This window comes from Agromyces sp. NPDC057679 (assembly GCF_042799635.1).
GTDB lineage: Bacteria > Actinomycetota > Actinomycetes > Actinomycetales > Microbacteriaceae > Agromyces.
Window position 1 is genome coordinate 963,164 of sequence record NZ_JBHVIK010000001.1, and the last position, 21,401, is coordinate 984,564.

Consider the following 21,401-nt stretch of genomic DNA (forward strand, 5'->3'; position numbering starts at 1 on the left):
GCAGCACTCAGCGGGTCGGTCACAGCAGACTCAAGACGGTTGCGGACTGATACGAGGTCCCATCCTTCTCGATGAGGCCAAGACTCAATAGGTGTTGCAGCTCGAGCGGCTGCTCCTTGGCAATATCGCCGAAGTCGTCCGGCGATTCCATCAACATGTCGAGCATCACGGCCTCGAGGGGGTAGTAGCGGCGCACGTGACTGACCATTTCGTGGATGTTTCCAGCAACAGTGCGCTTCCAGTCATCAAGATTCCGGAGGACATCTGCTCGTGAGATTCGACGCTGAAAGACGTCAACTGGCAACTGTTGAACAACGGACGAAGCGAGACTTCGGTAGAGGAAGGCGTGCCCGCCGGTAGCTTCAAAGAATGACTCGAGCGCTCCGGAATCGATGTTGATTCCCATCCGACTGCCTACCGAAGTCGCCAACTCGTCCGCTTCTGCACGGTCGAAGGGCGCAAGGAAATGGCTCTTCGCCCAAGAGAAGAGGGGATTCGGTCGACCGAACAGCCGCCCATTCTCGACGATCGCGCTGGTCAGCCCCGACAGTACGAAAGTAAAGTTGTCATTCTCTTGGACGAGGCTCCGCAAAGCACCCAAGAACTGAGAGACAGACGCCATCTCGCCTTCGCTGATGTCGATTCGATCCGACGGAGTCAGGTACTCGATTTCGTCCAGCAGGAGAACCAGACTCACGTTCTCCTTCGCCAGGCTGCGAAGCACTGTTTGCATCGCCCTGCGGAAGTCCGATGCGTCCGCCGTCCCCTGCAACTGGCCCAGAGCTCGAGAACTATGCCCGCGCCTCTTCAGAACCTCCATTAGGTCGGCGCGCAAGTCTTTGATCAGGCTTGGAATCGGGTCAGTAGGAGGTGACGGGAGGCTCTCCAGATCACGAAGGATGACAATCCGATCGTCATTCGAGACGTCATCAGCCAACTGGCTTAGGACACTCGTCTTGCCGGCCTTTCGAAGTCCAAAAAGGCCCGCCACACGCTGCTTCCTGACGTCGTCATGAAGCGCCTGCATGAGCTGGCGTCGCCCGAAGAACCTGTCGCCCCGAACTGGTGTCGACTCGTAGAAAAGGTCGCGGGCATAGATGTAGTCGCGCAAGAGCGAGACCAAACTCACTGGATCAGTCGCGTCGACACCCGACAACGGAATCGCCAAGAAGCCGCCGGTAGACCAGTCATCCAGCTTCTGCCTCGCCCGAGGGTCAGGGGAGGATACGAAGATCACATCTGGAGTGACGTCGCGGTGAAGCTTTCGAATAGCGTCCTTCGCGGCTTTCAGTTCGCGAATTTGAAGGTCTGGATAAGGGCTGTAGAAGAACATCACTTCCCGCGTCAGCCCGAACGCCGCTTCGATCGCACCGCTGAACCGCACGAGTGAAATCCGGCAATTCTGAAGCCCGTTGACCGAACATTTCTGAGCGTGAACCATCTGCGATCCGAGTTCACCAAGCGCTCGCCGGTGCTGACGAACGATCGGGAAGCGGCTCTCAAGCTCGGAAATGTGCTTCTGCAGGTTGTCGTTGAGAGGGGCGGTGATAGCGCCCGCTCGCCAACCGCTGTGTGTCGTCATGCTCCTCTGTTCTTATGGCAACGTGTCTCGAACCGGGAAACCCGGCGGCTAGTCACATCAGGACAATCGCGGATCTGATCAAATCACGCGGCAGATACGCCTCGCACTAGAAGTCCCAGTCCTCGTCTTCGGTCACGACCGCCTTGCCGATGACGTACGACGAGCCCGACCCCGAGAAGAAGTCGTGGTTCTCGTCGGCGTTCGGCGAGAGCGCCGACAGGATCGCCGGGTTCACGTCGGTGACCTGCTTGGGGAACATCGGCTCGTAGCCGAGGTTCATGAGGGCCTTGTTCGCGTTGTAGTGCAGGAACTTCTTGACGTCTTCCGTCAGGCCGACGCCGTCGTAGAGGTCCTGCGTGTACTGCACCTCGTTGTCGTAGAGCTCGTAGAGCAGCGAGAAGGTGTAGTCCTTCAGCTCGTCGCGCTCGGCCTGCGAGATGCGCTCGAGGCCCTTCTGGAACTTGTAGCCGATGTAGTACCCGTGCACGGCCTCGTCGCGGATGATGAGGCGGATCAGGTCGGCCGTGTTGGTGAGCTTCGCGCGCGAAGACCAGTGCATCGGCAGGTAGAAACCCGAGTAGAAGAGGAAGCTCTCGAGCAGGGTCGAGGCGACCTTGCGCTTCAGCGGCGAGTCGCCCTGGTAGTACTCCATGACGATCGCGGCCTTCTTCTGAAGGTTCGGGTTCTCGACCGACCAACGGAAGGCGTCGTCGATGTCCTTGGTCGAGCACAGCGTCGAGAAGATCGACGAGTAGCTCTTCGCGTGCACCGACTCCATGAACGCGATGTTCGTGTAGACGGCCTCCTCATGGGGGGTGATCGCGTCGGGGATGAGCGAGACCGCGCCGACCGTGCCCTGGATCGTGTCGAGCAGGGTGAGGCCCGTGAACACGCGCATCGTGAGGGTCTGCTCCTCGGGCGTCAGGGTGTTCCACGACTGGATGTCGTTCGACAGCGGCACCTTCTCGGGCAGCCAGAAGTTGTTCACCAGGCGGTTCCAGACCTCGAGGTCCTTGTCGTCCTGAATCCGGTTCCAGTTGATCGCGTTGACGTGGTCGACGAGCTTCAGCTTGCCGCCGACGTGCGCCGGGTCGTTGCTGGCCGAGTTGACCGGGTCGGTGAGGGTCATCGTGTTCCTTACTCGCTCTCGCGTGCTGTGTTCTTCGCCGCGTCCTCGACGCAGAATCGACATTCGGGCTTCGAGACGCCCTTGTTCGTGTGGTAGCGGGTGTGGGCGCTCCGAACGCTCGACGGCATCGGGCGGCCCTTCCTCGCCGCCGACATCTTCGCTCGCGTCCCGGCGGAGGCCGACCTACCGAAATTCGGGTTGCCCTCGCCCCTGCGCATCTCCGAGAGCTGCTGACGCGATTCCTCCGACATGGAGTGGCCGAAGCCCGGATGATCAGAACCGAACTTGCCGTAGTTCGGGTTCAGCTCGCCGGCGTTCATGCCCTTGCGTTCTGCAGACCAGCGGGCCTTCTGTTCCTCGCTGTGTGTGCGTCCCCACATCGGGTTCGCCTCCCCCGGCATCGAGACGCCGACCCTGCCGCGATTACGTTCGCTGGTAGCCTGCCGCCGCTCGGGCGACCACTCGACACCCGTCGGTCCAAGACCACCCTCGGAGAGGTTGAGCAGACGATCGCCGAGCTCCCGGTAGAGCGTGATCCAGCCGATCTCCGCGAGCCCGAGGTCTTCACGACTCGTGCAGATTCGCTCGAGAATGACGACTTCGAACTCCTCACGGGGAGTCTTCCTCAGCCAGTCATAGAACGGCGTCTTTCGCCCGCGTCGCGCGACGGTCAGGTGCTGCCCGGTACGTCGGGACAGCGACTTGGTCGTCTGCCCGACGTACCGGTACTCACCGGTCGCCTTGACGCGGAATCCATAGACGATCCCGAGCATCGGGGAACCTTCCCCGAGCTCCGGCGTCCATTGGATGGTCTCGATCATGGGTGGGTCACAGCGCGCAGCTGACGCACATCTCCAGCTCGGTGCCTTCGAGAGCCATCTGACGCAGACGGATGTAGTAGATCGTCTTGATGCCCTTCTTCCACGCGTAGATCTGCGCGCGGTTGATGTCGCGGGTCGTCGCCGTGTCCTTGAAGAACAGGGTGAGCGAGAGGCCCTGGTCGACGTGCTGCGTCGCCGCGGCGTAGGTGTCGATGACCTTCTCGTAGCCGATCTCGTACGCGTCCTGGTAGTACTCCAGGTTGTCGTTCGTCATGAACGCCGCCGGGTAGTAGACGCGCCCGAGCTTGCCCTCCTTGCGGATCTCGATCTTCGAGGCGATCGGGTGGATCGACGCCGTCGAGTTGTTGATGTACGAGATCGAGCCGGTCGGCGGCACCGCCTGCAGGTTCTGGTTGTAGATGCCGTGCTCCTGGATGGAGGCCTTGAGCTCCTGCCAGTCCTGCTGCGTCGGGATGTGCACGCCGGCGTCGGCGAAGAGCTGCGTGACCTTCGCGGTCTCGGGCACCCACGCGGCATCCGTGTACTTGTCGAAGAACTCGCCCGACGCGTACTTCGAGTCGGCGAAGCCCTCGAAGGTCTCGCCGCGCTCGATCGAGATCTTGTTCGACGCGCGCAGCGCGTGGAACAGGACCGTGTAGAAGTAGATGTTCGTGAAGTCGATGCCCTCTTCGCTGCCGTAGAAGATGCGCTCGCGGGCGAGGTAGCCGTGCAGGTTCATCTGGCCGAGGCCGATGGCGTGCGACTTGTCGTTGCCGTCCTCGATGGAGCGGACCGAGGCGATGTGGCTCTGGTTCGACACCGAGGTGAGGCCGCGGATGGCGGTCTCGACGGTCTTGCCGAAGTCGGGCGCGTCCATCGTGAGGGCGATGTTCAGCGAACCGAGGTTGCAGCTGATGTCCTTGCCGATCTGGTCGTACGAGAGGTCTTCGTTGTACGTCGTCGGCGTGTTCACCTGCAGGATCTCGCTGCAGAGGTTCGACATGTTGATGCGGCCCTTGATCGGGTTCGCCTTGTTCACCGTGTCCTCGAACACGATGTAGGGGTAGCCCGACTCGAACTGGATCTCGGCGATCGTCTGGAAGAACTCGCGCGCATTGATCTTCGTCTTCTTGATGCGCGGGTTGTCGACCATCTCGCGGTAGTGCTCGGTGATCGGCACGTCGCCGAAGGGCTTGCCGTAGACCTTCTCGACGTCGTACGGCGAGAACAGGTACATGTCCTCGTTGTTCTTCGCGAGCTCGAAGGTGATGTCGGGCACGACGACGCCGAGCGACAGCGTCTTGATGCGGATCTTCTCGTCGGCGTTCTCGCGCTTCGTGTCGAGGAACCGCATGATGTCGGGGTGGTGGGCCGAGAGGTACACCGCGCCGGCGCCCTGGCGGGCACCCAGCTGGTTGGCGTAGCTGAAGCTGTCTTCGAGGAGCTTCATCACGGGGATGATGCCCGAGGACTGGTTCTCGATCTGCTTGATCGGGGCGCCCGACTCGCGCACGTTCGAGAGGAGGAGGGCCACGCCGCCGCCGCGCTTGGAGAGCTGCAGCGCCGAGTTGATGCCGCGGGCGATCGACTCCATGTTGTCTTCGATGCGGAGGAGGAAGCAGCTGACGAGCTCGCCGCGCTGCGCCTTGCCCGTGTTGAGGAAGGTCGGGGTCGCCGGCTGGAAGCGGCCGCCGATGATCTCCTCCACGAGGTCGATCGCGAGCTGCTCGTCACCCTGCGCGAGGCCGAGCGCGGTCATCACGACGCGGTCCTCGAAGCGCTCGAGGTAGCGCTTGCCGTCGAAGGTCTTCAGCGTGTAGCTCGTGTAGTACTTGAACGCGCCGAGGAACGTCTCGAAGCGGAACTTCTTCGAGTACGCGAGGTCGTTGAGCTTCTGGATGAACGCGAAGTCGTACTGCGCGATGACCTCGGGCTCGTAGTACTCCTTCTCGACGAGGTAGTCGAGGCGCTCCTTCAGGGAGTGGAAGAAGACGGTGTTTTGGTTGACGTGCTGGAGGAAATACTCGCGCGCCGCCTCACGGTCCTTCTCGAACTGGATCTTGCCGTCGGCACCGTAGAGGTTGAGCATCGCGTTGAGCGAGTGATAGTCCATCGCCGTGCGCGGCGCCTCCATGAGGGCTACGCCGTCCGTTGCTGCTGCTGACTTCGCCAAAATGCGTCCAATCCATCAGTGACGGCGCGAACGTCGTCTGGGGTTCCGAATACTTCGAAGCGGTAGAGGTGCGGCACCCCGGTCTTCGCGGCGATGATGTCGCCGGCCAGACCGAAGGCCGACCCGAAGTTGGTGTTGCCTGCGCTGATCACGCCTCGGATGAGTGCGCGATTGCGCTCGTCGTTGAGAAATCTGATGACCTGCTTCGGCACGGCGCCTTTGCCGTCACCGCCGCCGTAGGTCGGCACGACGAGCACATAGGGCTCGTCGGCTTCGAGAGCCGGTTCGCGGGCGTGCAGCGGAATGCGTGCAGCCGGGCGGCCGAGCTTCTCGATGAAGCGCTTGGTGTTGCCCGAGACGCTCGAGAAGTAGACCAGGTTCGTCATGATCTTCTCCTTCGCGTTCCGGTTCACTCCCCCGAGCTCACCGGTCGCGATTATGCGAGACGCGAGGCGAGCTCGTTGATCTTGTCGGGGCGGAAGCCCGACCAGTGGTCTTCATCGGTGATCACGACGGGGGCCTGCAGGTAGCCGAGTTCCTTGACCTGGGCGAGCGCGTTCTCGTCGACCGAGAGGTCGAGCACCTCGTACTCGATCCCCTTGCTGTCGAGGGCGCGATACGTCGCGTTGCACTGGACGCAGGAAGGCTTCGTGTAGACCGTGACCGTCATGGTTTTCCCCTCGTTCTCGGGCCCTGGAGGACCCGTCCCCCGTGTTGCTGATTGATGTCTTCAATACTACATCTAGTGTCTGCCGAACTGAACCGCCACAACATGATGTAGTTACATTCATGTAGTTATCCACGGGGTTATCCACCGACTGTGAACAACGGATGTCGCGATGATCGGCCTGTTTGCTGGGGTGTCGCGCGGTTATCCACAGACGGACGAAATCGAGATCGCACGGCTGTGGATGAACGCCCCGGCGTGTCGCGATGCACGACACTTGGGGGCCCTCGGATGCCGCCACCCCTACATATGGTGTTGTAACCCCCACGATGCCACTACCCACCGACATCGCCGGACACCGGGCGAGCGTGTCGCCCGGCAGGGCGCGACGGCAGCAGTACGACGGATGCCACGGGGCCGGCCCCGTGGCATCCGCCGTACTGGATCGGTCAGGCCTTCGCGGCCTTCGCCGCCGCCTTCGCCGCCTGCTTCGAGGCGCGCACCTTCGCGAGCGACTCGGGGCTCACGATGTCGGCCACCGAGGCGAACGAACCCTCGTCGCCGTAGGCGCCGGCCGCCTCGCGCCAGCCCGGTGCCTCGAGCCCGCACTGCTTGCCGAGGAGCGCGAGGAAGATCCTCGCCTTCTGCTCGCCGAAGCCCGGCAGCGCCTTCAGCCGCTTCAGCACCTCGGCGCCGCTCGGCTCGCCCTGCGTCCAGATGGCGGCCGCGTCGCCGCCCCAGTCGTCGCGCACGGCCGCGGCGAGCGCCTGCACCCGCCCCGCCATCGACCCCGGGAACCGGTGCACGGCCGGGGTCTGCTTGAACACCTCGGCGAAACGCTCGGGGTCGGTCGCGGCGATCTCGCCGGCGTCGATCGTGCCGAGCCGCTCGCGGATCTTCTCGGGCCCGGCGAAGGCGGTCTCCATCGCGACCTGCTGATCGAGCAGCATGCCCGTGAGCAGCGCGAACGCGTCGTTCGAGAGCAGCTCGTCGGCCGCCCGGTCCCCCGTGATGTGCAATGCCATGCCGTTCATCCTCCCACCGACCGGCTCGGGCGGCCACGGGGTGCGGATGTCGGCCGACAGTGCTGGAATGGGGCCGAGCCCGCAACGCCCCGTACTGCGAACCCGAGATCCGAACGATTCCGAATCCAGCTGATCAACGGAGGAGATTCCATGGCACTCGCGATGGACGTCAAGATCGAACTCATCCACGTCCCCGTCACCGATATCGACCGCGCGAAGGCGTTCTACGTCGACCAGTGCGGCTTCAACGCCGACCACGACCAGCGCGTCAGCGACACGATGCGTTTCGTGCAGGTCACGCCGCCCGGCTCCGCCTGCTCGATCGCCTTCGGCGAGGGCATCGGCGGCACGATCGAGCCGGGCGCGCTCGACGTGATCCAGGCCGTCGTCGCCGACGCCGACGCGGCGCTCGAGCAGCTGCGCGCGGCCGGCGTCGACGCGCAGGGGGTCGACGAGCAGGCGTGGGGGCGGTTCGTCACCTTCGCCGACCCCGACGGCAACCGGTGGACCCTGCAGCAGCTGCCCGACTGGTCGCAGCAGGCGCAGTGAACACGGCGACGGCCCCCGCTCCGAGGAGCGGGGGCCGTCGTTCCGTGCGTTCGGCAGGTGGGACTAGCCGGCCGCGTTCACGATGTCGAGGAGGTTCGGGTTGTTGGCGTACGCCTCGGCCGCGTTCTCCTTCGTCACGATGACCGGAGCGAGCAGGTACGCGGGCACGACCTTCACGCCGTTGTCGTACTGCTCGGTGTCGTTGACGTCGACCTCTTCGCCCTTCTGGAGCTGCTGGATCATCTTGATCGTCTGCTCCACGAGGAGGTTGGTGTCCTTGTTGATGGTCGAGTACTGCTCACCCGCCATGATCGACTTCACCGACTCGACCTCGGAGTCCTGACCGGTGACGGTCACCTTCGAGATGTCCTTGCCGGCCTGCTTCGTCGACGTGATGATCGCGCGGGCGAGGTTGTCGTTCGGCGAGAGCACACCGTCGACGTCCTTGTCCGCGTAGTTCGCGGCGAGCAGCGAGTCCATGCGGCTCTGCGCGTTCTCGGCCTCCCAGCCCTGGGTCGCGGTCTGCGCGATGTCGGTCTGGCCCGAGACGACCACGAGCGTGCCGTCGTCGATCTTCGGCTGCAGCACCTCCATGGCGCCGTTGAAGAACACGGCCGAGTTGGCGTCGTCGGGCGAGCCGGAGAAGAGCTCGATGTTCCACGGCGCCTCGTGGCCCGAACGCGCCGCGAGACCGTCGAGCAGGGCCTGGCCCTGCAGCTTGCCGACCTCGAAGTTGTCGAACGCCACGTAGTAGTCGACGTTCTCGGTGTTCTCGATCAGGCGGTCGTAGGCGATGATCTTGACGCCGGCGTCGGCGGCCTGCTGCAGCTGCGTGCCGAGCTGCTTGCCGTCCTTCGCGCCGATGACGATGACCTTCGCGCCGTTGGTGACCATGGCCGAGATCTGGTTCTGCTGCTCGGCGACGGTGTTCGAGGCCGGCGCGTACTGCACGTCGCCCTTGAACCCGGCGTCGGCGAGGCCGTCTTCGAAGAGCCCGCCCGCGAGCACCCAGTTCTCACTGGTCTTGTCGGGAAGGGCGATGCCGATCGTGCTGTCGGCGGCGAAACCGGCCGAGCCGGACTCGTCGCCGCCGGTCGAACCGCCGCGGTCGGACGAGCAGCCCGCGAGCGCGAGCGCCGCGACCGCTGCGACCGCTGCGGCCGCAAGAGTGAGCTTCTTCATTGATCATTCACTTTCTTGTTGGGATTGCTGACTTCTCTTGGAGGGGAAGGGTTGGGTGGATGCCACGGCGTCACCGCTGAGGCATCCGTTCTCACTCAGCGGGAGCGGATGTCGCTCGGCTGGGAGGACTCGTTGGACGCAGCGGTCGGAGCGACGGCCGGGGCCTCGACCGGGCCTTCGGACTCGAGCTTCGCCCTGCGGCGGTTCGACCAGATGCCGAAGATCGACGGGCCGCCCTGGCGCTTCGACCACACGTCGACGGCCACGGCGAGCAGGAGCACGAGGCCCTTGATGATCTGGACGACGTCGGCGCCGGCGCCGATGAGCTGGAGGCCGTTGTTGAGGAACGCCATCACGAGACCACCGACGATCGAGCCGATCACGGTGCCGATGCCGCCCGAGACGGCGGCGCCGCCGATGAACACGGCCGCGATCGCGTCGAGCTCCCAGCCGTTGCCGTCCTGCGGGCCCGAGGCCGTCGAGCGGGCGACGAAGATCATGCCCGCGAGGGCGGCCAGCACCGACATGTTCATCATGACGAAGAAGTCGACCCGGCGGTCCTTCACGCCCGAGAGCGTCGCGGCGAGGCGGTTGCCGCCGACGGCGTAGATGTGGCGGCCGAAGATCGTGTTGTTCGTGATGAACGAGTAGACGATCACGAGGACGACGAGGATGATGCCCGAGATCGGGAAGCTCGTGCCGGGGCGGCCGGTCGCGAACAGCCACGCGGCCCAGAGGATCACACCGGCGAGCACGACCACCTTGACGACGCTCACCCAGACGGGCGCCATCTCGGAGCCGAGCTTCTTCTGGGTGCGGCGCAGGTGGAACTCGTTCCAGACGATCCACCCGGCGCCGAGCACGCCGAGCACCATCGTGAGCACGTTGAAGGCCAGCGGCAGTGCGAGCTCTGGCAGGTATCCGGCGCCGATGATGCCGAACTCCTGGGGCACGGGGGTGGTCGTCGACTGGCCGATGAGCTGGTTGCCGCCGCGGAAGATGAGCATGCCCGCCAGCGTCACGATGAACGCCGGCACACCGACGAACGCCACCCAGAAGCCCTGCCAGGCGCCGATCGCCGCACCGACCCCGATGCCGAGCACGATCGCCAGCGGCCAGGGCAGGTTCCACTCGGCCATCGACTTCGCCACGATGATGCCCGTGAACGCCGCCACCGATCCGACCGAGAGGTCGATGTGGCCCATGATGATGACCATCACCATGCCGATCGCGAGGATCAGGATGTACGAGTACTGGTTGACGACGTTGATCAGGTTCGTCGGCGAGAGCGTGAGCCCGTTCGTCCAGATCTGGAAGATCACGATGATGACGATGAGGCTGCCGAGGATGCCGAACTGGCGGAGGCTCGACTGCCCGCCGCCGAAGACCTTGCGGATGTCGGCGAGGCCGCCCTTCTTCTTCTGGGTGCTCGCAGGGGTGCTCGCCGTGCTCATGCGTTCGCCTTCTTCTTCGCCGAGGTCATGCTGCGCATGAGCGCCTCGGGATTCGCCTCTGATGCGGGGATGTTGTCGGTGATCTGGCCCTCGAAGACCGTGTAGATGCGGTCGGCGATGCCGAGCAGTTCGGGCAGCTCGCTCGAGATGAGGATGACGCCCTTGCCCTGGGCGGCGAGCGACTGGATGATCGTGTAGATCTCGTACTTCGCGCCCACGTCGATGCCGCGGGTCGGCTCGTCGAGGATGAGCAGGTCGGGGTCGGTGAACATCCACTTCGCCAGCACGACCTTCTGCTGGTTGCCGCCCGAGAGCTTCGAGACGCCCGCCTCGACGCTCGGCGTCTTGATGCGCAGCTGCTTGCGGTAGTCCTCCGCGATGCCGAACTCGCGCGAGTCGTCGATGACGCCGCGCTTCGCGATCTTCGAGAGCTTCGCCGCCACGATCGAACGCTTGATCGTGTCGAGGAGGTTGAGGCCGAGCTGCTTGCGGTCCTCGCTCACGTAGGCGAGGCCGTGGTTGATCGCGGACTCGACGTCCTTCAGGACGATCTCCTTGCCGTCCTTCACGATCGTGCCCGAGAGGTAGTTGCCGTAGGAGCGGCCGAAGACGCTCATCGCGAGCTCGGTGCGCCCGGCGCCCATGAGCCCGGCGAGGCCGACGATCTCACCGCGGCGGACGTTGAAGCTCGACCCCTTGGCGACGAGGCGCTCGGGCACCTGCGGGTGCTGGATCGTCCAGTCCTTCACCTCGAAGAACACGTCGCCGATGTGCGGGGTGCGGTCGGGGAAGCGGCTCTCGAGCGAGCGGCCGACCATGCCGCGGATGATGCGGTCCTCGTCGACCCCGCCGGCCTTCACGTCGAGCGTCTCGATCGTGTGGCCGTCGCGGATGATCGTGATCTCGTCGGCGATCTCCTCGATCTCGTTGAGCTTGTGGGAGATGATGATCGCCGTGATCCCCTTGCCCTTGAGGCCGCGGATCAGGTCGAGCAGGTGCTCCGAGTCGTCCTCGTTGAGGGCGGCGGTCGGCTCGTCGAGGATGAGCAGCTTCACGTCCTTCGCGAGCGCCTTCGCGATCTCGACGAGCTGCTGCTTGCCGACGCCGAGGTGCTTGATCTGCGTGTCGGGGTCTTCGTCGAGGCCGACCCGGGCGAGCAGGTCGATGGCCCGGAGCTTCGCCGCGGCCCAGTCGATGCGTCCGCCGCGGGCGATCTCGTTGCCGAGGAAGATGTTCTCGGTGATCGAGAGCTCGGGGATGAGGGCGAGCTCCTGGTGGATGATCGCGATGCCGGCCTGCTCGCTGGCACGGATGTCGCGGAACTGCACCTCCTCGCCGCGGAAGATGATCTCGCCCGTGTAGGTGCCGTGCGGGTAGACGCCCGACAGCACCTTCATGAGCGTCGACTTGCCGGCGCCGTTCTCGCCGCAGATCGCGTGGACCTCGGCCGGCATCACCGTGAGCGAGACCTCGGACAGGGCCTTCACACCCGGGAACTCCTTGGTGATGGATCGCATCTCGAGGATCGGCGGCGCGCTCATCGGCGGCCTCTCGGTGCTGCGGTCATCATCGACGGGTACATTCTCGACCTCGGTGTCAGTGGTTCGGGACTCGATGTGACGCGTGTGACCGTTCACATCGAGACCTATGGTGCATCCGACGTGCGCCGCTGTCAAGCGCGGGTCGCAACACGGCCGTGCGTCAGGCGCGGGCGAGCGGGCGCCGCACCGGCGCTTCGGCCGTCGAACCGCGCACCACGAGGCGCGGCACGATCTGCTCGACCTCGAGCACCTGCTCGCCGTGCAGCTGGTTCAGCAGCAGCGCGACGGCACGCCTCCCGCTCTCGCGGTGGTCCTGGTACACGGTCGTGAGCGGCGGCCACACGTGCTGCGCGACCGGGATGTCGTCGAAGCCGACGACGCTGATCTCGCCGGGAACGTCGACGCCGCCGTCGCGGAAGGCGTGCATGAGCCCGATCGCCATCTGGTCGTTGGCCGCGAACACCGCCGTGAAGTCGCGGTGGCGCAGCAGCTCGCGGCCGGCGAAGTAGCCGAAGTCGGCGCTCCAGTCGCCGAGGATCGGCGGGTGCAGGTCGAGCTCGGCGTCGCCGATCGCGTCGAGGAACCCGCGCATGCGCGCCTCCGCCTCGATCCAGTCCTGCGGACCGGCGAGGTGCACGATCTCGCGGTGGCCGAGGTTGATCAGGTGCTGCGTCGCCCGCCGCGCCCCGGTCACCTGGTCGACCGAGAGCGCGAGGTGGTCGCTGCGCCCCGTCGACTGCAGGCTCACGAAGGGCACCCCGACGGGCGAGCCGGCGAGCACCTCGAACACGCGCACCTGCGGGGCGATGACCACGAGCCCCTCGATCGCCTGCAGCATCAGGTGCTCGAGCGCATCGGCGATGCCCTCGGGCGAGGGGTCGGCGATGTTCGCGGTGTTCACGTAGTACCCGTGCTCGCGCGCCGCGTCCTCGATCGCGGCGATGCTCGTCGCGGGGCCGTACTCGGTGCTCCTCGCGGCGAGCACGCCGATCGTGTGCGAGCGGCTCGTGACGAGCGCCCGGGCCGCGCGGTTCGGCCGGTACTGCAGCGTCTCCATCGCGGCGAGCACGCGGTCGCGGGTCTCGGGCCGGATGCTCGGGTGGTCGTTCAGCACCCGGGAGACGGTCTGGTGCGAGACCTCGGCGAGGCGCGCGACATCACGGATGCTGGGCGCCCGCCCCTTGGGAGAATCAGGATTCACTGCCAGACCGATCGACGTCGATGTGCACGTTCACATCGAAGGTGTTTCCATTATGCACGCCCGGCGCGATCGCACAACGTCGTCATGTGACAGTCACATCGCGGGGTCGATTCGATTCGACCGTTGCGCACCGATTCGACCGTCGATCATTCGCCCGATCGGCGGGCGCAACGCGGCCCGGCAGCCGCCGATGCGAGCGACGTGCGAGCGGGCCGGGCCGAGGCCTCAGTCCCGAGGGCGCACGCGCGGCGCGAGCACCACGGCCACGAGCGCGATGACCACCGTCACCGAGAAGTCGGCGGTGAACGCCGACGCGGCGACCGCGCTCGAGACGAGCGCCGTGACGGCGAGCGCCGACGACGCACCGAGCGACTCGCCGATCGAGAGGGCCGCGCTGTTGAAGCCCTGCGCGGAGACCGGCGAGAGCCCGAGCACCGCGACCGAGTGGCGGGGGTACATGAACCCCATCGCGGCGCCCGCGAAGGTCCACGCAACGAAGGCGATCGCCGGATGCAGCGTGAACGCCGCGACCGCGAGCACCCCGACGAGCGAGAGCGTGAGCAGCACCGAGCCGATCATCACGGCCTGCGCGTTCGAGACGCGATCGCCCAGGCGTCCCTGCAGCCACGAGGCGATCGCCCAGCTGACCCCGGCACCGGTGAGCACCGCGCCCGCAAGGCTCGCCGGGAACTCGTAGCGCTCCATGAAGAGGTACGGCAGGTAGATCTCGCTGCCGAAGAAGGCCCCCGCCACGATGAGCCGCAGCAGCACGGTCGCGGGCAGTCCGCGCGCGGCCCGCAGCGTGCCGACCGGCAGCAGCGGGCGCGCCGCGACGACGATGAGCGCGATCGCCACGGCGGCGACCACCCAGCGCCACGGATCGACGAACTCCTTCGACAGCGACAGCCCGAGCGCCGCGGCCGCCGTGAGCACCGCCCAGCCGACCCGGCCGAGGCTCCATGCGACCGCCGGGTCGCCCTGGATCTTCTCGCGCACCCGCACGATGGGCGGCACGACCATCGCCGCCGCGGGGGCGACGAGCGCGATCACGCCGAGGAACACCCAGTGCCAGCTGAACACCTCGGCGATGACGCCCGCGACCGCCGGCCCGATGATCGACGGGATCACCCACGCCGCCGCGAACCCGGCGAACACGCGGGCCCGCAGCGCTTCGGGGTAGACGCGCGCGACGATGACGTAGAGCGGCACGATCACGGCGGCGCCCGAGAGCCCGTGCACGAAGCGGCCGATGATGAGCACCGTCATGTCGGTCGCGGTGCCCGCGATCAGCAGGCCGATGACGAACAGCACCGCCGCCGTGATGAGCGAGGGCAGCGGCCCCGAGCGGTCGGTCCAGTTGCCGGCGATGACCATGCCGACGATGCCCGCGGCGAGCGGGACGGCGAACGCGAGCGCGAAGAGGGCGGCCCCGTCGAGCTCGCGGGCGACGATCGGCATGACCGTGGTGACCGCCATCGCCTCGAACGCCGCGAGGAAGATGAGCGAGAACATGCCGATCGACAGCCAGCGGTAGGGCGGCGAGAGCGGCCCCTTCGCTTCGGCCGTGGGGGCCGCCGCGGCCTCGATCTCCCCGGTCTCGCGGGTCGGAATCGGCGTCTCGGCGGTCGGCTCACTCACCCGATCGAGCCTACGACCTCAAGTGCCCTTCAACTCAAGCCCGGCGTGTACGACGGCACATCCCGGGGTCGACACGGTCTTCCGCCCGCGGCGGCGACGTGGTACCGTCCAGAAGTTATGACAGCGGTGTCATACATTTTCGCAGTGAAGCGACAGGGAGCGACGGTGAAGCACTTCAACCGGTCGGGCAGCGCCCGCCGAACGCGGGCGACCGCAACAGCAGTGATCACGATGGCGATGGCCGCGGCGGCGCTGACGCCGATCTCGGCCGCAGCAGCGGCCCCCGGGGAGGTGACGTTCCAGTCCTCCTTCGAAGCGGGCGACGCCGTGCCGGCGCTCGCGGGCACCGGGGAGTCGGTCAACCTCAGCGGTGATCGCAACGTACCCGGCAGCCTGCTGCCGCAGGTGACGGCGGTCACCGCCTCCGGCCAGAACCCGCCGAACGAGACCGCGGAGAAGCTCGCCGACGCCAACCCCGGATCGAAGTGGCTGGTCTTCAGCGCCACCGGGTGGGCGCAGTACGAACTCGCCGAGGCGCGGCCCATCGAGGCCTACACGCTGACCTCGGGCAACGACGCCCCCGAGCGCGACCCGCGCGACTTCAAGGTCCTCGGCTCGAACAACGGCACCGACTGGACCGTCGTCGACACGCGAAGCGGCGAGTCGTTCTCGGCGCGCGGGCAGACCCGGAGCTTCGCGCTCCCGGCGCCGAGCGCCGCCTACCGCTACTACCGCCTCGACATCACCGCGAACCACTCGGGCGGCCTCATCCAGCTCGCCGGCTGGGAGCCCATCGCCGACGCCGACGCCGAGCCGACCCCCACCGACCTGGCGCTCGAGGTCGACTCCGGCCCGACGAGCTCCTACACCGCGAAGACCAACGTCGGCTTCTCGGGCACGCACGCGCTCCGCTACGCCGGCACCCACCTCGGTGCCGGCCCCGCGGCCTCGACGTCGGTGATCTACTCCGACCTCGACATCGCGGTCGAGGAGGACAGCCGCCTCTCGTACACGGTCTTCCCCGTGCTCGACTCGGGGCAGAGCTACGCGTCGACCTTCGTCGCGATCGACCTCGTGCTCGACGACGGGACGACGCTCGCGGCCAGCGAGCTGACCGACTCGTACGGGTACGGCGCCGACGCGCGCTCGCAGGGCCTGGCGAACGTCCTCTGGCCCGACCAGTGGAACAAGGTGAGCGTCGACCTCGGGGCCCTCGCCGGCCGCACCGTCACCGGCGTGCTCCTCGACTACGACCACCCGGGCGACGGCGTCACCGGGGTCGAGACCCCGGCCGCCGGGACCACCGTGCTCGGATGGCTCGACGACATCCGCATCGAGGAGGCGGAGCCGCACGACGACTCCGACGGACTCGTCTCCTACGTCGACACACGCCGCGGCACGAACTCCACCGGCGGGTTCTCGCGCGGCAACAACATCCCGGCGGTCGGCTGGCCGAACGGCTTCAACTTCATCACCCCGATGACGAACGCCGACAACACCGGAACCCTGTACCAGTACCAGGGCGCCAACACCGCGCAGAACCTCCCCGCCCTCGAGGGCATCGGCTTCTCGCACCAGCCGAGCATCTGGATGGGCGACCGCAACCAGCTCGCGGTCCTGCCCGCGGTGGGCGCGAACCCGACCTCGACGCTCGACGACCGGCGCCTCACCTTCCACCACGAGAACGAGGTGGCGCGGCCCGATGTCTACGGCGTCGAGTTCGACAACGGCATCTCGACCGAGGTCACGGCCACCGATCACGGCGCGGTCTACCGCTTCGCCTTCACCGGCGACCAGAGCTCGGTGATCGTCGACCAGCTCGTGAACTCGTCGAAGCTCACGATCACGGGCGACACGGTCACCGGATGGGTCGACGGCGGGTCCGGCTACCCCGGCCGCACCCGGATGTTCGTGTACGGCACCTTCGATGCCCAGCCGACCAAGGCCGGGCCGACCACGCAGGGCAACCGCAACGGCAGCGCGCGCTTCGCGGCGTTCGACACGTCGAGCGACCGCACGGTCGAGCTCCGCATCGCGTCGTCCTTCATCTCGCAGCAGCAGGCGCAGCGCAACCACGAGCTCGAGCTCGCGGGCGTCTCGTTCGACGACGCCCACGCCGCCGTGCGGGACGCCTGGAACGATCGCCTCGGCGTCGTGCACGACGTGCAGGGCGCGACGGAGACCCAGCTGGTGACCCTGTACTCCAGCCTGTACCGCCTGAACCTCTACCCGAACTCGCAGTTCGAGAACGTCGGCACGGCCGGCGACCCCGAGTACAAGTACGCGAGCCCGGTGTCGGCCACGACCGGCGCCGCGACCGACACCACGACGAACGCGAAGCTCGTCGACGGCAAGATCTACGTCAACAACGGTTTCTGGGACACCTACCGCACCGCGTGGCCGCTCTACTCGCTGCTCTACCCCGACGTCACCGAAGAGCTCGTCGACGGGTTCGTGCAGCAGTACCGTGACGGCGGCTGGATCGCACGATGGTCCTCGCCCGGCTACGCCGACCTCATGACCGGCACGAGCTCCGACGTCGCCTTCGCCGAGGCGTACCTCGCGGGCGCGCTCGACACCGACACCGCGCTCGAGGCCTACGACGCGGCGGTGAAGAACGCCACCGTGCTGCCCGCGTCGAACGCCGTCGGACGAAAGGGCCTCGCGCAGTCGATCTTCCTCGGCTACACCGAGGAGAGCACGCACGAGAGCGCATCGTGGGGCCTCGAGGGCTTCATCAACGACTTCGGCATCGGCGAGATGGCCGCGGCGCTCGCCGACGACCCGAACACCCCCGCCGACCGCGTCGAGCGGCTCCTCGAGGAGGCCGAGTACTTCCAGGCGCGCGCCAGCCACTACGTCGAGATGTTCAACCCCGAGGCCGACACCTTCACCGCCCGCAACGCGGACGGCAGCTGGCCGGTCGGCGCCGACTTCGACCAGAAGGCCTGGGGCGGCGCGTTCACCGAGGCGAGCGCGAAGACCTTCGGGTTCCACGCGCCGCACGACGTCGCCGGACTCGCCGCGCTGTACGGCGGGCGGCAGGGGCTGATCGAGGAGCTCGACGAGTTCCTCACCGTGCGTGAGAAGGCCGACTACTCCGGCATCCACGAGGCGCGGGAGGCCCGCGACGTCCGCCTCGGCATGCTCGGCATGTCGAACCAGGTCGCGCACCACATCCCGTACGTGCTCGCCGAGGCGGGCGACCCCGCCGAGGCGCAGGCGCTGATCCGCGACATCCAGCAGCGGCTCTTCGTGGGCTCCGACATCGGCCAGGGCTACCCGGGCGACGAGGACAACGGCGAGTTCTCCGCCTGGTACGTGTTCTCGGCGCTCGGCCTCTACCCGCTCGAGGTGGGCTCGGGCGACTACACGATCGGCACACCGCTGTTCGACCGCGCGACGCTGAGCATCGGCGACAGCGAGCTCGTGATCTCGGCGCCCGGCGCCTCCGACGGCAAGGCGTTCGTCTCGGGCGTCGAGCTGAACGGCACGCCGGTCGACGAGACCACCCTCGACGGCGACCTGCTGCGCGAGGGAGGCGAGCTCGTGTTCGCGATGAGCGACGAGCCGAGCGAGTGGGGGGCGAAGGACCTGGGCGAGCAGCTCGAGGTCCCGCGCACCCTCGTCGACGCCACCAAGGTCGACCGCGGCACGCTCTCGGCGGGCGACGGCACCTCGACGGCCTCGCTCGTCGACGACAGCATGAACACGACGACGACGTTCGACTCGGGCACCGCCGAGCTGACCTGGACCTCGCAGTCCGGGCCGGTGACGGTCGGCCAGTACACCCTGACCGGCGCCGCGCTCGACCGGGCGCCCGCGTCGTGGACGCTGTCGGGTTCGACCGACGGCGAGAACTGGACCGAGCTCGACCACCGCGACGGCGAGTCCTTCGACTGGGCGACGCAGACGCGCCCCTTCTCGATCGACGCCGACGGGGTCTTCACGAGCCTCCGGCTTTCGGTGGAGTCGGCCGACGGGCCGCTGACGCTCTCCGAGGTCGAGCTCTTCGCCTCGGCGGGCACTGCCGAGGGGCTGACGGTCAGCCCGGCCGCGGCGCAGTCCGCAGCGGTCGACACCGAGTTCGCGGGCCCGCTCGCGACGATCGTCGGCACCGAGACCTCGGCCTCCGGCTACCAGGTCTCCGTCGACTACGGCGACGGCACCGGCACGGTCGAGGGCACGCTGAAGCGCGACGACCTCGGGGGCTGGCGGGTCACGGCGCCGCACACCTTCACGGCGCCGGGCCTGTACACGGCCACGGTCATCGTGCAGGACTCGACCGGAGCACTCGCGTCGGCGTCGACGAACGTCGCGGTCACCCGCGACGAGACGTTCGTCGGCTCGTTCGACTCGACCTGCATCGGCGACCTCGGCACGACCGCCGCGAACTGCGACGGCCAGGGCTTCGGGTACTTCCGCGACAAGCTCGCCGCGGACGGCTTCGTGCAGGGCTCGACGATCGCGATCCCGGGCACCGCGCTGAGCTACGACCTCCCCGCGGTGGCGGCCGGCAAGCCCGACAACCTCACGGGCGAGGGGCAGACGGTGCGCCTCGGCCTCGGCGAGGGGGCGACGCAGCTCGCCTTCGTCGGCACGGCCACCGAGAACGGTCGTCAGCCCGAGGCGGTGCTGCACTTCACCGACGGCACGTCGCAGACCGTGAAGATCTCGTTCGGCGACTGGGTCGGCGCGTCGGGCAACCCCGCGTTCGGCAACAGCGTGGTCGCGATCTCGGAGGGTCGCCTCTCCGGCACCGCGGCCGAGTCCTCGGTCAAGAACACCGCGATCTACGCGACGGCGCCGATCACGATCGACACCGACGACGCCGGAGCTCCGAAGGTCGTCGAGTCGCTGACGATGCCGGCGGAGGAGGGCACGCTCCGCGACGGACGCGTGCACGTGTTCGCCGTCGCCTCCGACGGCGACCGTTCGGGTGCCTCGGCGCTCGAGGTGCAACCGCAGGCCGTCGAAGCCCAGATCGCGGCCCAGGCGTTCGAAGCGACGCTCGCCACGACCGTCGGCGGCGCGTCGGAGCAGAGCGCCATCGTCAACTGGGGCGACGGCACCCCGGTGTCGGCACTGCCGGTGACCGAGGGGGCCGTCACGGGTGGACACACCTACGCCGTCTCGGGCAGCTACACGGTCTCCGTGACGGTGGACGACGGCGTCCGGTCGGCGTCGACCACGCTCGAGATCGTCGTCGACGAGCCCGCCCCGGTGTACACGCCGGAGATCGCGGTCGAGCCGGCCCAGGCCGCGCCCGGCGGCACGATCCGCGTGACCGGCGACGGGTTCGCACCCGGCGAGACCGTCGAGCTCCGGTTCGACGGCGGTGACCCGGTGAGCACGACCTCGACCGCAGCAGGCGCGATCGACGACGAGCTCACCATCCCCGCCGGGGTCGTCGACGGCGACTACGCGGTGACCGCGGTGGGTGCGGTGTCGGCGGTCGAGGCGTCCGCGCCGGTCGCCGTGCGCACCCCGGCACGGGCCACCACGGTGACCCTCGGCTCGGACGCCGAGGCGCCCGTCGCCGGAGACCTCGTCGGGCTGAACGCGACCGTCGCGCCGAGCGAGGCCACCGGCCTGGTGGAGATCCTCGAGGGCGAGACCGTCGTCGGCACGGCGACCGTCACGGCGGGCACCGCGACGGCGGACGTACGGGTGGAGACCTCAGGGCTGCACACGTACACGGCGCGCTTCGTTCCTGACAGCCCCGAGTCCTACCTTCCGTCGGTCTCGGAGCCGTTCGCGATCGAGGTCGGCGACGCCCCCGTGGAGCCGGCCGAACTCACCCTGAGCGACGACAGCGCCGCACAGGGCGGAACGCTCGGCATCGCGGGCACGGGCTTCGGTCCGGGCGAGCTCGTGACGATCAGGCTGCACTCCGAGCCCGTGCGCCTCGCCGAGGTCGCCGCCGACGACCACGGCGCCTTCGAGGCGCAGGTCACGATCCCGGCGACCGCCGCGGTCGGCGAGCACACGATCGTCGCCGAAGGTGCGGTGTCGGGGCTCAGCGCCCAGGCGGTGCTCACGGTGACCGCGACGACGGTCGAGGTCGCGACGATCTCCATCGGCGCCCCGAACAAGCTGCTCGCCAAGGCCGGATCGGCGATTCGGTTCACGGCACGGGTGTTCGCGCTCGACGGACGCGCACCGGTCGGCACCTTCACGGTGTACGACGGCGACCGCGCGATCGCGGAGGTGCCAGTGACCGCTCGCGACGGCGGAGAGGTGACCGTCAAGCTGCCCAAGCTGAAGGGCGGGCTGCACCTGATCCACGGCGAGTTCGAGGGCGACGCCGGCTACGGCGACTCGCGGACGATCCCGGTGCCGCTCCTGCTCTGGTGATGCTCGGGTGAACCCCGCTTCGGCCCGGCGTGCCGCCTCCGGCACGCCGGGCCGAAGCACGTCGGGCGGGATGCCTCGGGCT

At 67.5% G+C, this 21,401-nt stretch carries 14 protein-coding genes; 2 read left to right on the top strand and 12 right to left on the bottom strand.

Annotated elements, in window-relative coordinates; genetic code table 11:
• Positions 1–19: 19 nt before the first annotated feature.
• The 7 genes from ACFVAJ_RS04320 to ACFVAJ_RS04350 all read right to left on the bottom strand — a co-directional run bounded on the left by ACFVAJ_RS04320 (position 20) and on the right by ACFVAJ_RS04350 (position 7,406).
• Positions 20–1,582, bottom strand: coding sequence for an AAA family ATPase (locus ACFVAJ_RS04320; protein WP_376941573.1), 1,563 nt, complete (start codon positions 1,580–1,582; stop codon positions 20–22).
• Between the two features lie 106 nt (positions 1,583–1,688).
• Positions 1,689–2,711 carry a class 1b ribonucleoside-diphosphate reductase subunit beta gene (gene nrdF, locus ACFVAJ_RS04325; protein ID WP_376941574.1) on the bottom strand — a complete coding sequence of 341 codons (1,023 nt, stop codon included), beginning with the start codon at positions 2,709–2,711 and terminating at the stop codon, positions 1,689–1,691.
• Positions 2,712–2,719: 8 nt separating this feature from the next.
• Positions 2,720–3,532: an NUMOD3 domain-containing DNA-binding protein gene (locus ACFVAJ_RS04330; protein ID WP_376941575.1), complete on the bottom strand. Its 813-nt coding sequence runs from the start codon at positions 3,530–3,532 to the stop codon at positions 2,720–2,722.
• 7 nt (positions 3,533–3,539) lie between these two features.
• Complete coding sequence (nrdE, locus tag ACFVAJ_RS04335) at positions 3,540–5,666, bottom strand: class 1b ribonucleoside-diphosphate reductase subunit alpha (protein ID WP_376941576.1); 2,127 nt, start codon at positions 5,664–5,666, stop codon at positions 3,540–3,542.
• Positions 5,667–5,671: 5 nt separating this feature from the next.
• On the bottom strand, positions 5,672–6,091 hold the full coding sequence (gene nrdI, locus ACFVAJ_RS04340) for a class Ib ribonucleoside-diphosphate reductase assembly flavoprotein NrdI (protein WP_376941577.1): 420 nt from the start codon (positions 6,089–6,091) through the stop codon (positions 5,672–5,674).
• 50 nt (positions 6,092–6,141) lie between these two features.
• A complete protein-coding gene (gene nrdH, locus ACFVAJ_RS04345; RefSeq protein ID WP_157425078.1) occupies positions 6,142–6,375 on the bottom strand; it encodes a glutaredoxin-like protein NrdH in 234 nt (77 codons plus the stop codon).
• Positions 6,376–6,821: 446 nt separating this feature from the next.
• A complete protein-coding gene (locus tag ACFVAJ_RS04350; protein ID WP_376941578.1) occupies positions 6,822–7,406 on the bottom strand; it encodes an HhH-GPD-type base excision DNA repair protein in 585 nt (194 codons plus the stop codon).
• A 153-nt stretch (positions 7,407–7,559) separates the two neighbouring features.
• Here ACFVAJ_RS04350 and ACFVAJ_RS04355 point away from each other — a divergent pair, with 153 nt between their 5' ends.
• The gene (locus tag ACFVAJ_RS04355) at positions 7,560–7,946 is read left to right on the top strand and encodes a glyoxalase superfamily protein (protein ID WP_376942468.1); all 387 of its coding nucleotides are present in this window, start codon (positions 7,560–7,562) and stop codon (positions 7,944–7,946) included.
• A gap of 63 nt (positions 7,947–8,009) precedes the next feature.
• On the opposite strand, the gene ACFVAJ_RS04360 is transcribed toward ACFVAJ_RS04355, so the two are convergent.
• From ACFVAJ_RS04360 to ACFVAJ_RS04380, 5 genes are all read right to left on the bottom strand, one after another.
• Positions 8,010–9,128, bottom strand: coding sequence for a substrate-binding domain-containing protein (locus ACFVAJ_RS04360; RefSeq protein ID WP_376941579.1), 1,119 nt, complete (start codon positions 9,126–9,128; stop codon positions 8,010–8,012).
• Positions 9,129–9,223: 95 nt separating this feature from the next.
• Positions 9,224–10,582, bottom strand: coding sequence for a multiple monosaccharide ABC transporter permease (gene mmsB / locus ACFVAJ_RS04365; protein WP_376941580.1), 1,359 nt, complete (start codon positions 10,580–10,582; stop codon positions 9,224–9,226).
• Positions 10,579–12,123 (bottom strand): multiple monosaccharide ABC transporter ATP-binding protein, encoded by a 1,545-nt coding sequence (gene mmsA, locus ACFVAJ_RS04370; protein WP_376941581.1) that lies wholly within the window; start codon positions 12,121–12,123, stop codon positions 10,579–10,581. Before mmsA ends, mmsB begins: the two co-directional genes overlap by 4 nt.
• 160 nt (positions 12,124–12,283) lie before the next feature.
• Positions 12,284–13,324 (bottom strand): LacI family DNA-binding transcriptional regulator, encoded by a 1,041-nt coding sequence (locus tag ACFVAJ_RS04375; RefSeq protein WP_376941582.1) that lies wholly within the window; start codon positions 13,322–13,324, stop codon positions 12,284–12,286.
• A gap of 225 nt (positions 13,325–13,549) precedes the next feature.
• Positions 13,550–14,962 (bottom strand): MFS transporter, encoded by a 1,413-nt coding sequence (locus ACFVAJ_RS04380; RefSeq protein ID WP_376941583.1) that lies wholly within the window; start codon positions 14,960–14,962, stop codon positions 13,550–13,552.
• Between the two features lie 144 nt (positions 14,963–15,106).
• Here ACFVAJ_RS04380 and ACFVAJ_RS04385 point away from each other — a divergent pair, with 144 nt between their 5' ends.
• Positions 15,107–21,319, top strand: a complete 6,213-nt coding sequence (locus ACFVAJ_RS04385) for a GH92 family glycosyl hydrolase (RefSeq protein ID WP_376941584.1) — start codon at positions 15,107–15,109, stop codon at positions 21,317–21,319.
• The last annotated feature ends 82 nt before the right edge of the window (positions 21,320–21,401 follow it).

Coding starts and splice junctions, on each gene's coding strand:
- nrdH (WP_157425078.1), bottom strand. CDS start 6,375: ATGACGGTCACGGTCTACACGAAGCCTTCCTGCGTCCAGTGCAACGCG.
- ACFVAJ_RS04320 (WP_376941573.1), bottom strand. CDS start 1,582: ATGACGACACACAGCGGTTGGCGAGCGGGCGCTATCACCGCCCCTCTC.
- mmsA (WP_376941581.1), bottom strand. CDS start 12,123: ATGAGCGCGCCGCCGATCCTCGAGATGCGATCCATCACCAAGGAGTTC.
- nrdE (WP_376941576.1), bottom strand. CDS start 5,666: ATGGAGGCGCCGCGCACGGCGATGGACTATCACTCGCTCAACGCGATG.
- nrdF (WP_376941574.1), bottom strand. CDS start 2,711: ATGACCCTCACCGACCCGGTCAACTCGGCCAGCAACGACCCGGCGCAC.
- ACFVAJ_RS04355 (WP_376942468.1), top strand. CDS start 7,560: ATGGACGTCAAGATCGAACTCATCCACGTCCCCGTCACCGATATCGAC.
- ACFVAJ_RS04350 (WP_376941578.1), bottom strand. CDS start 7,406: ATGAACGGCATGGCATTGCACATCACGGGGGACCGGGCGGCCGACGAG.
- ACFVAJ_RS04360 (WP_376941579.1), bottom strand. CDS start 9,128: ATGAAGAAGCTCACTCTTGCGGCCGCAGCGGTCGCAGCGGTCGCGGCG.
- nrdI (WP_376941577.1), bottom strand. CDS start 6,091: ATGACGAACCTGGTCTACTTCTCGAGCGTCTCGGGCAACACCAAGCGC.
- mmsB (WP_376941580.1), bottom strand. CDS start 10,582: ATGAGCACGGCGAGCACCCCTGCGAGCACCCAGAAGAAGAAGGGCGGC.
- ACFVAJ_RS04330 (WP_376941575.1), bottom strand. CDS start 3,532: ATGATCGAGACCATCCAATGGACGCCGGAGCTCGGGGAAGGTTCCCCG.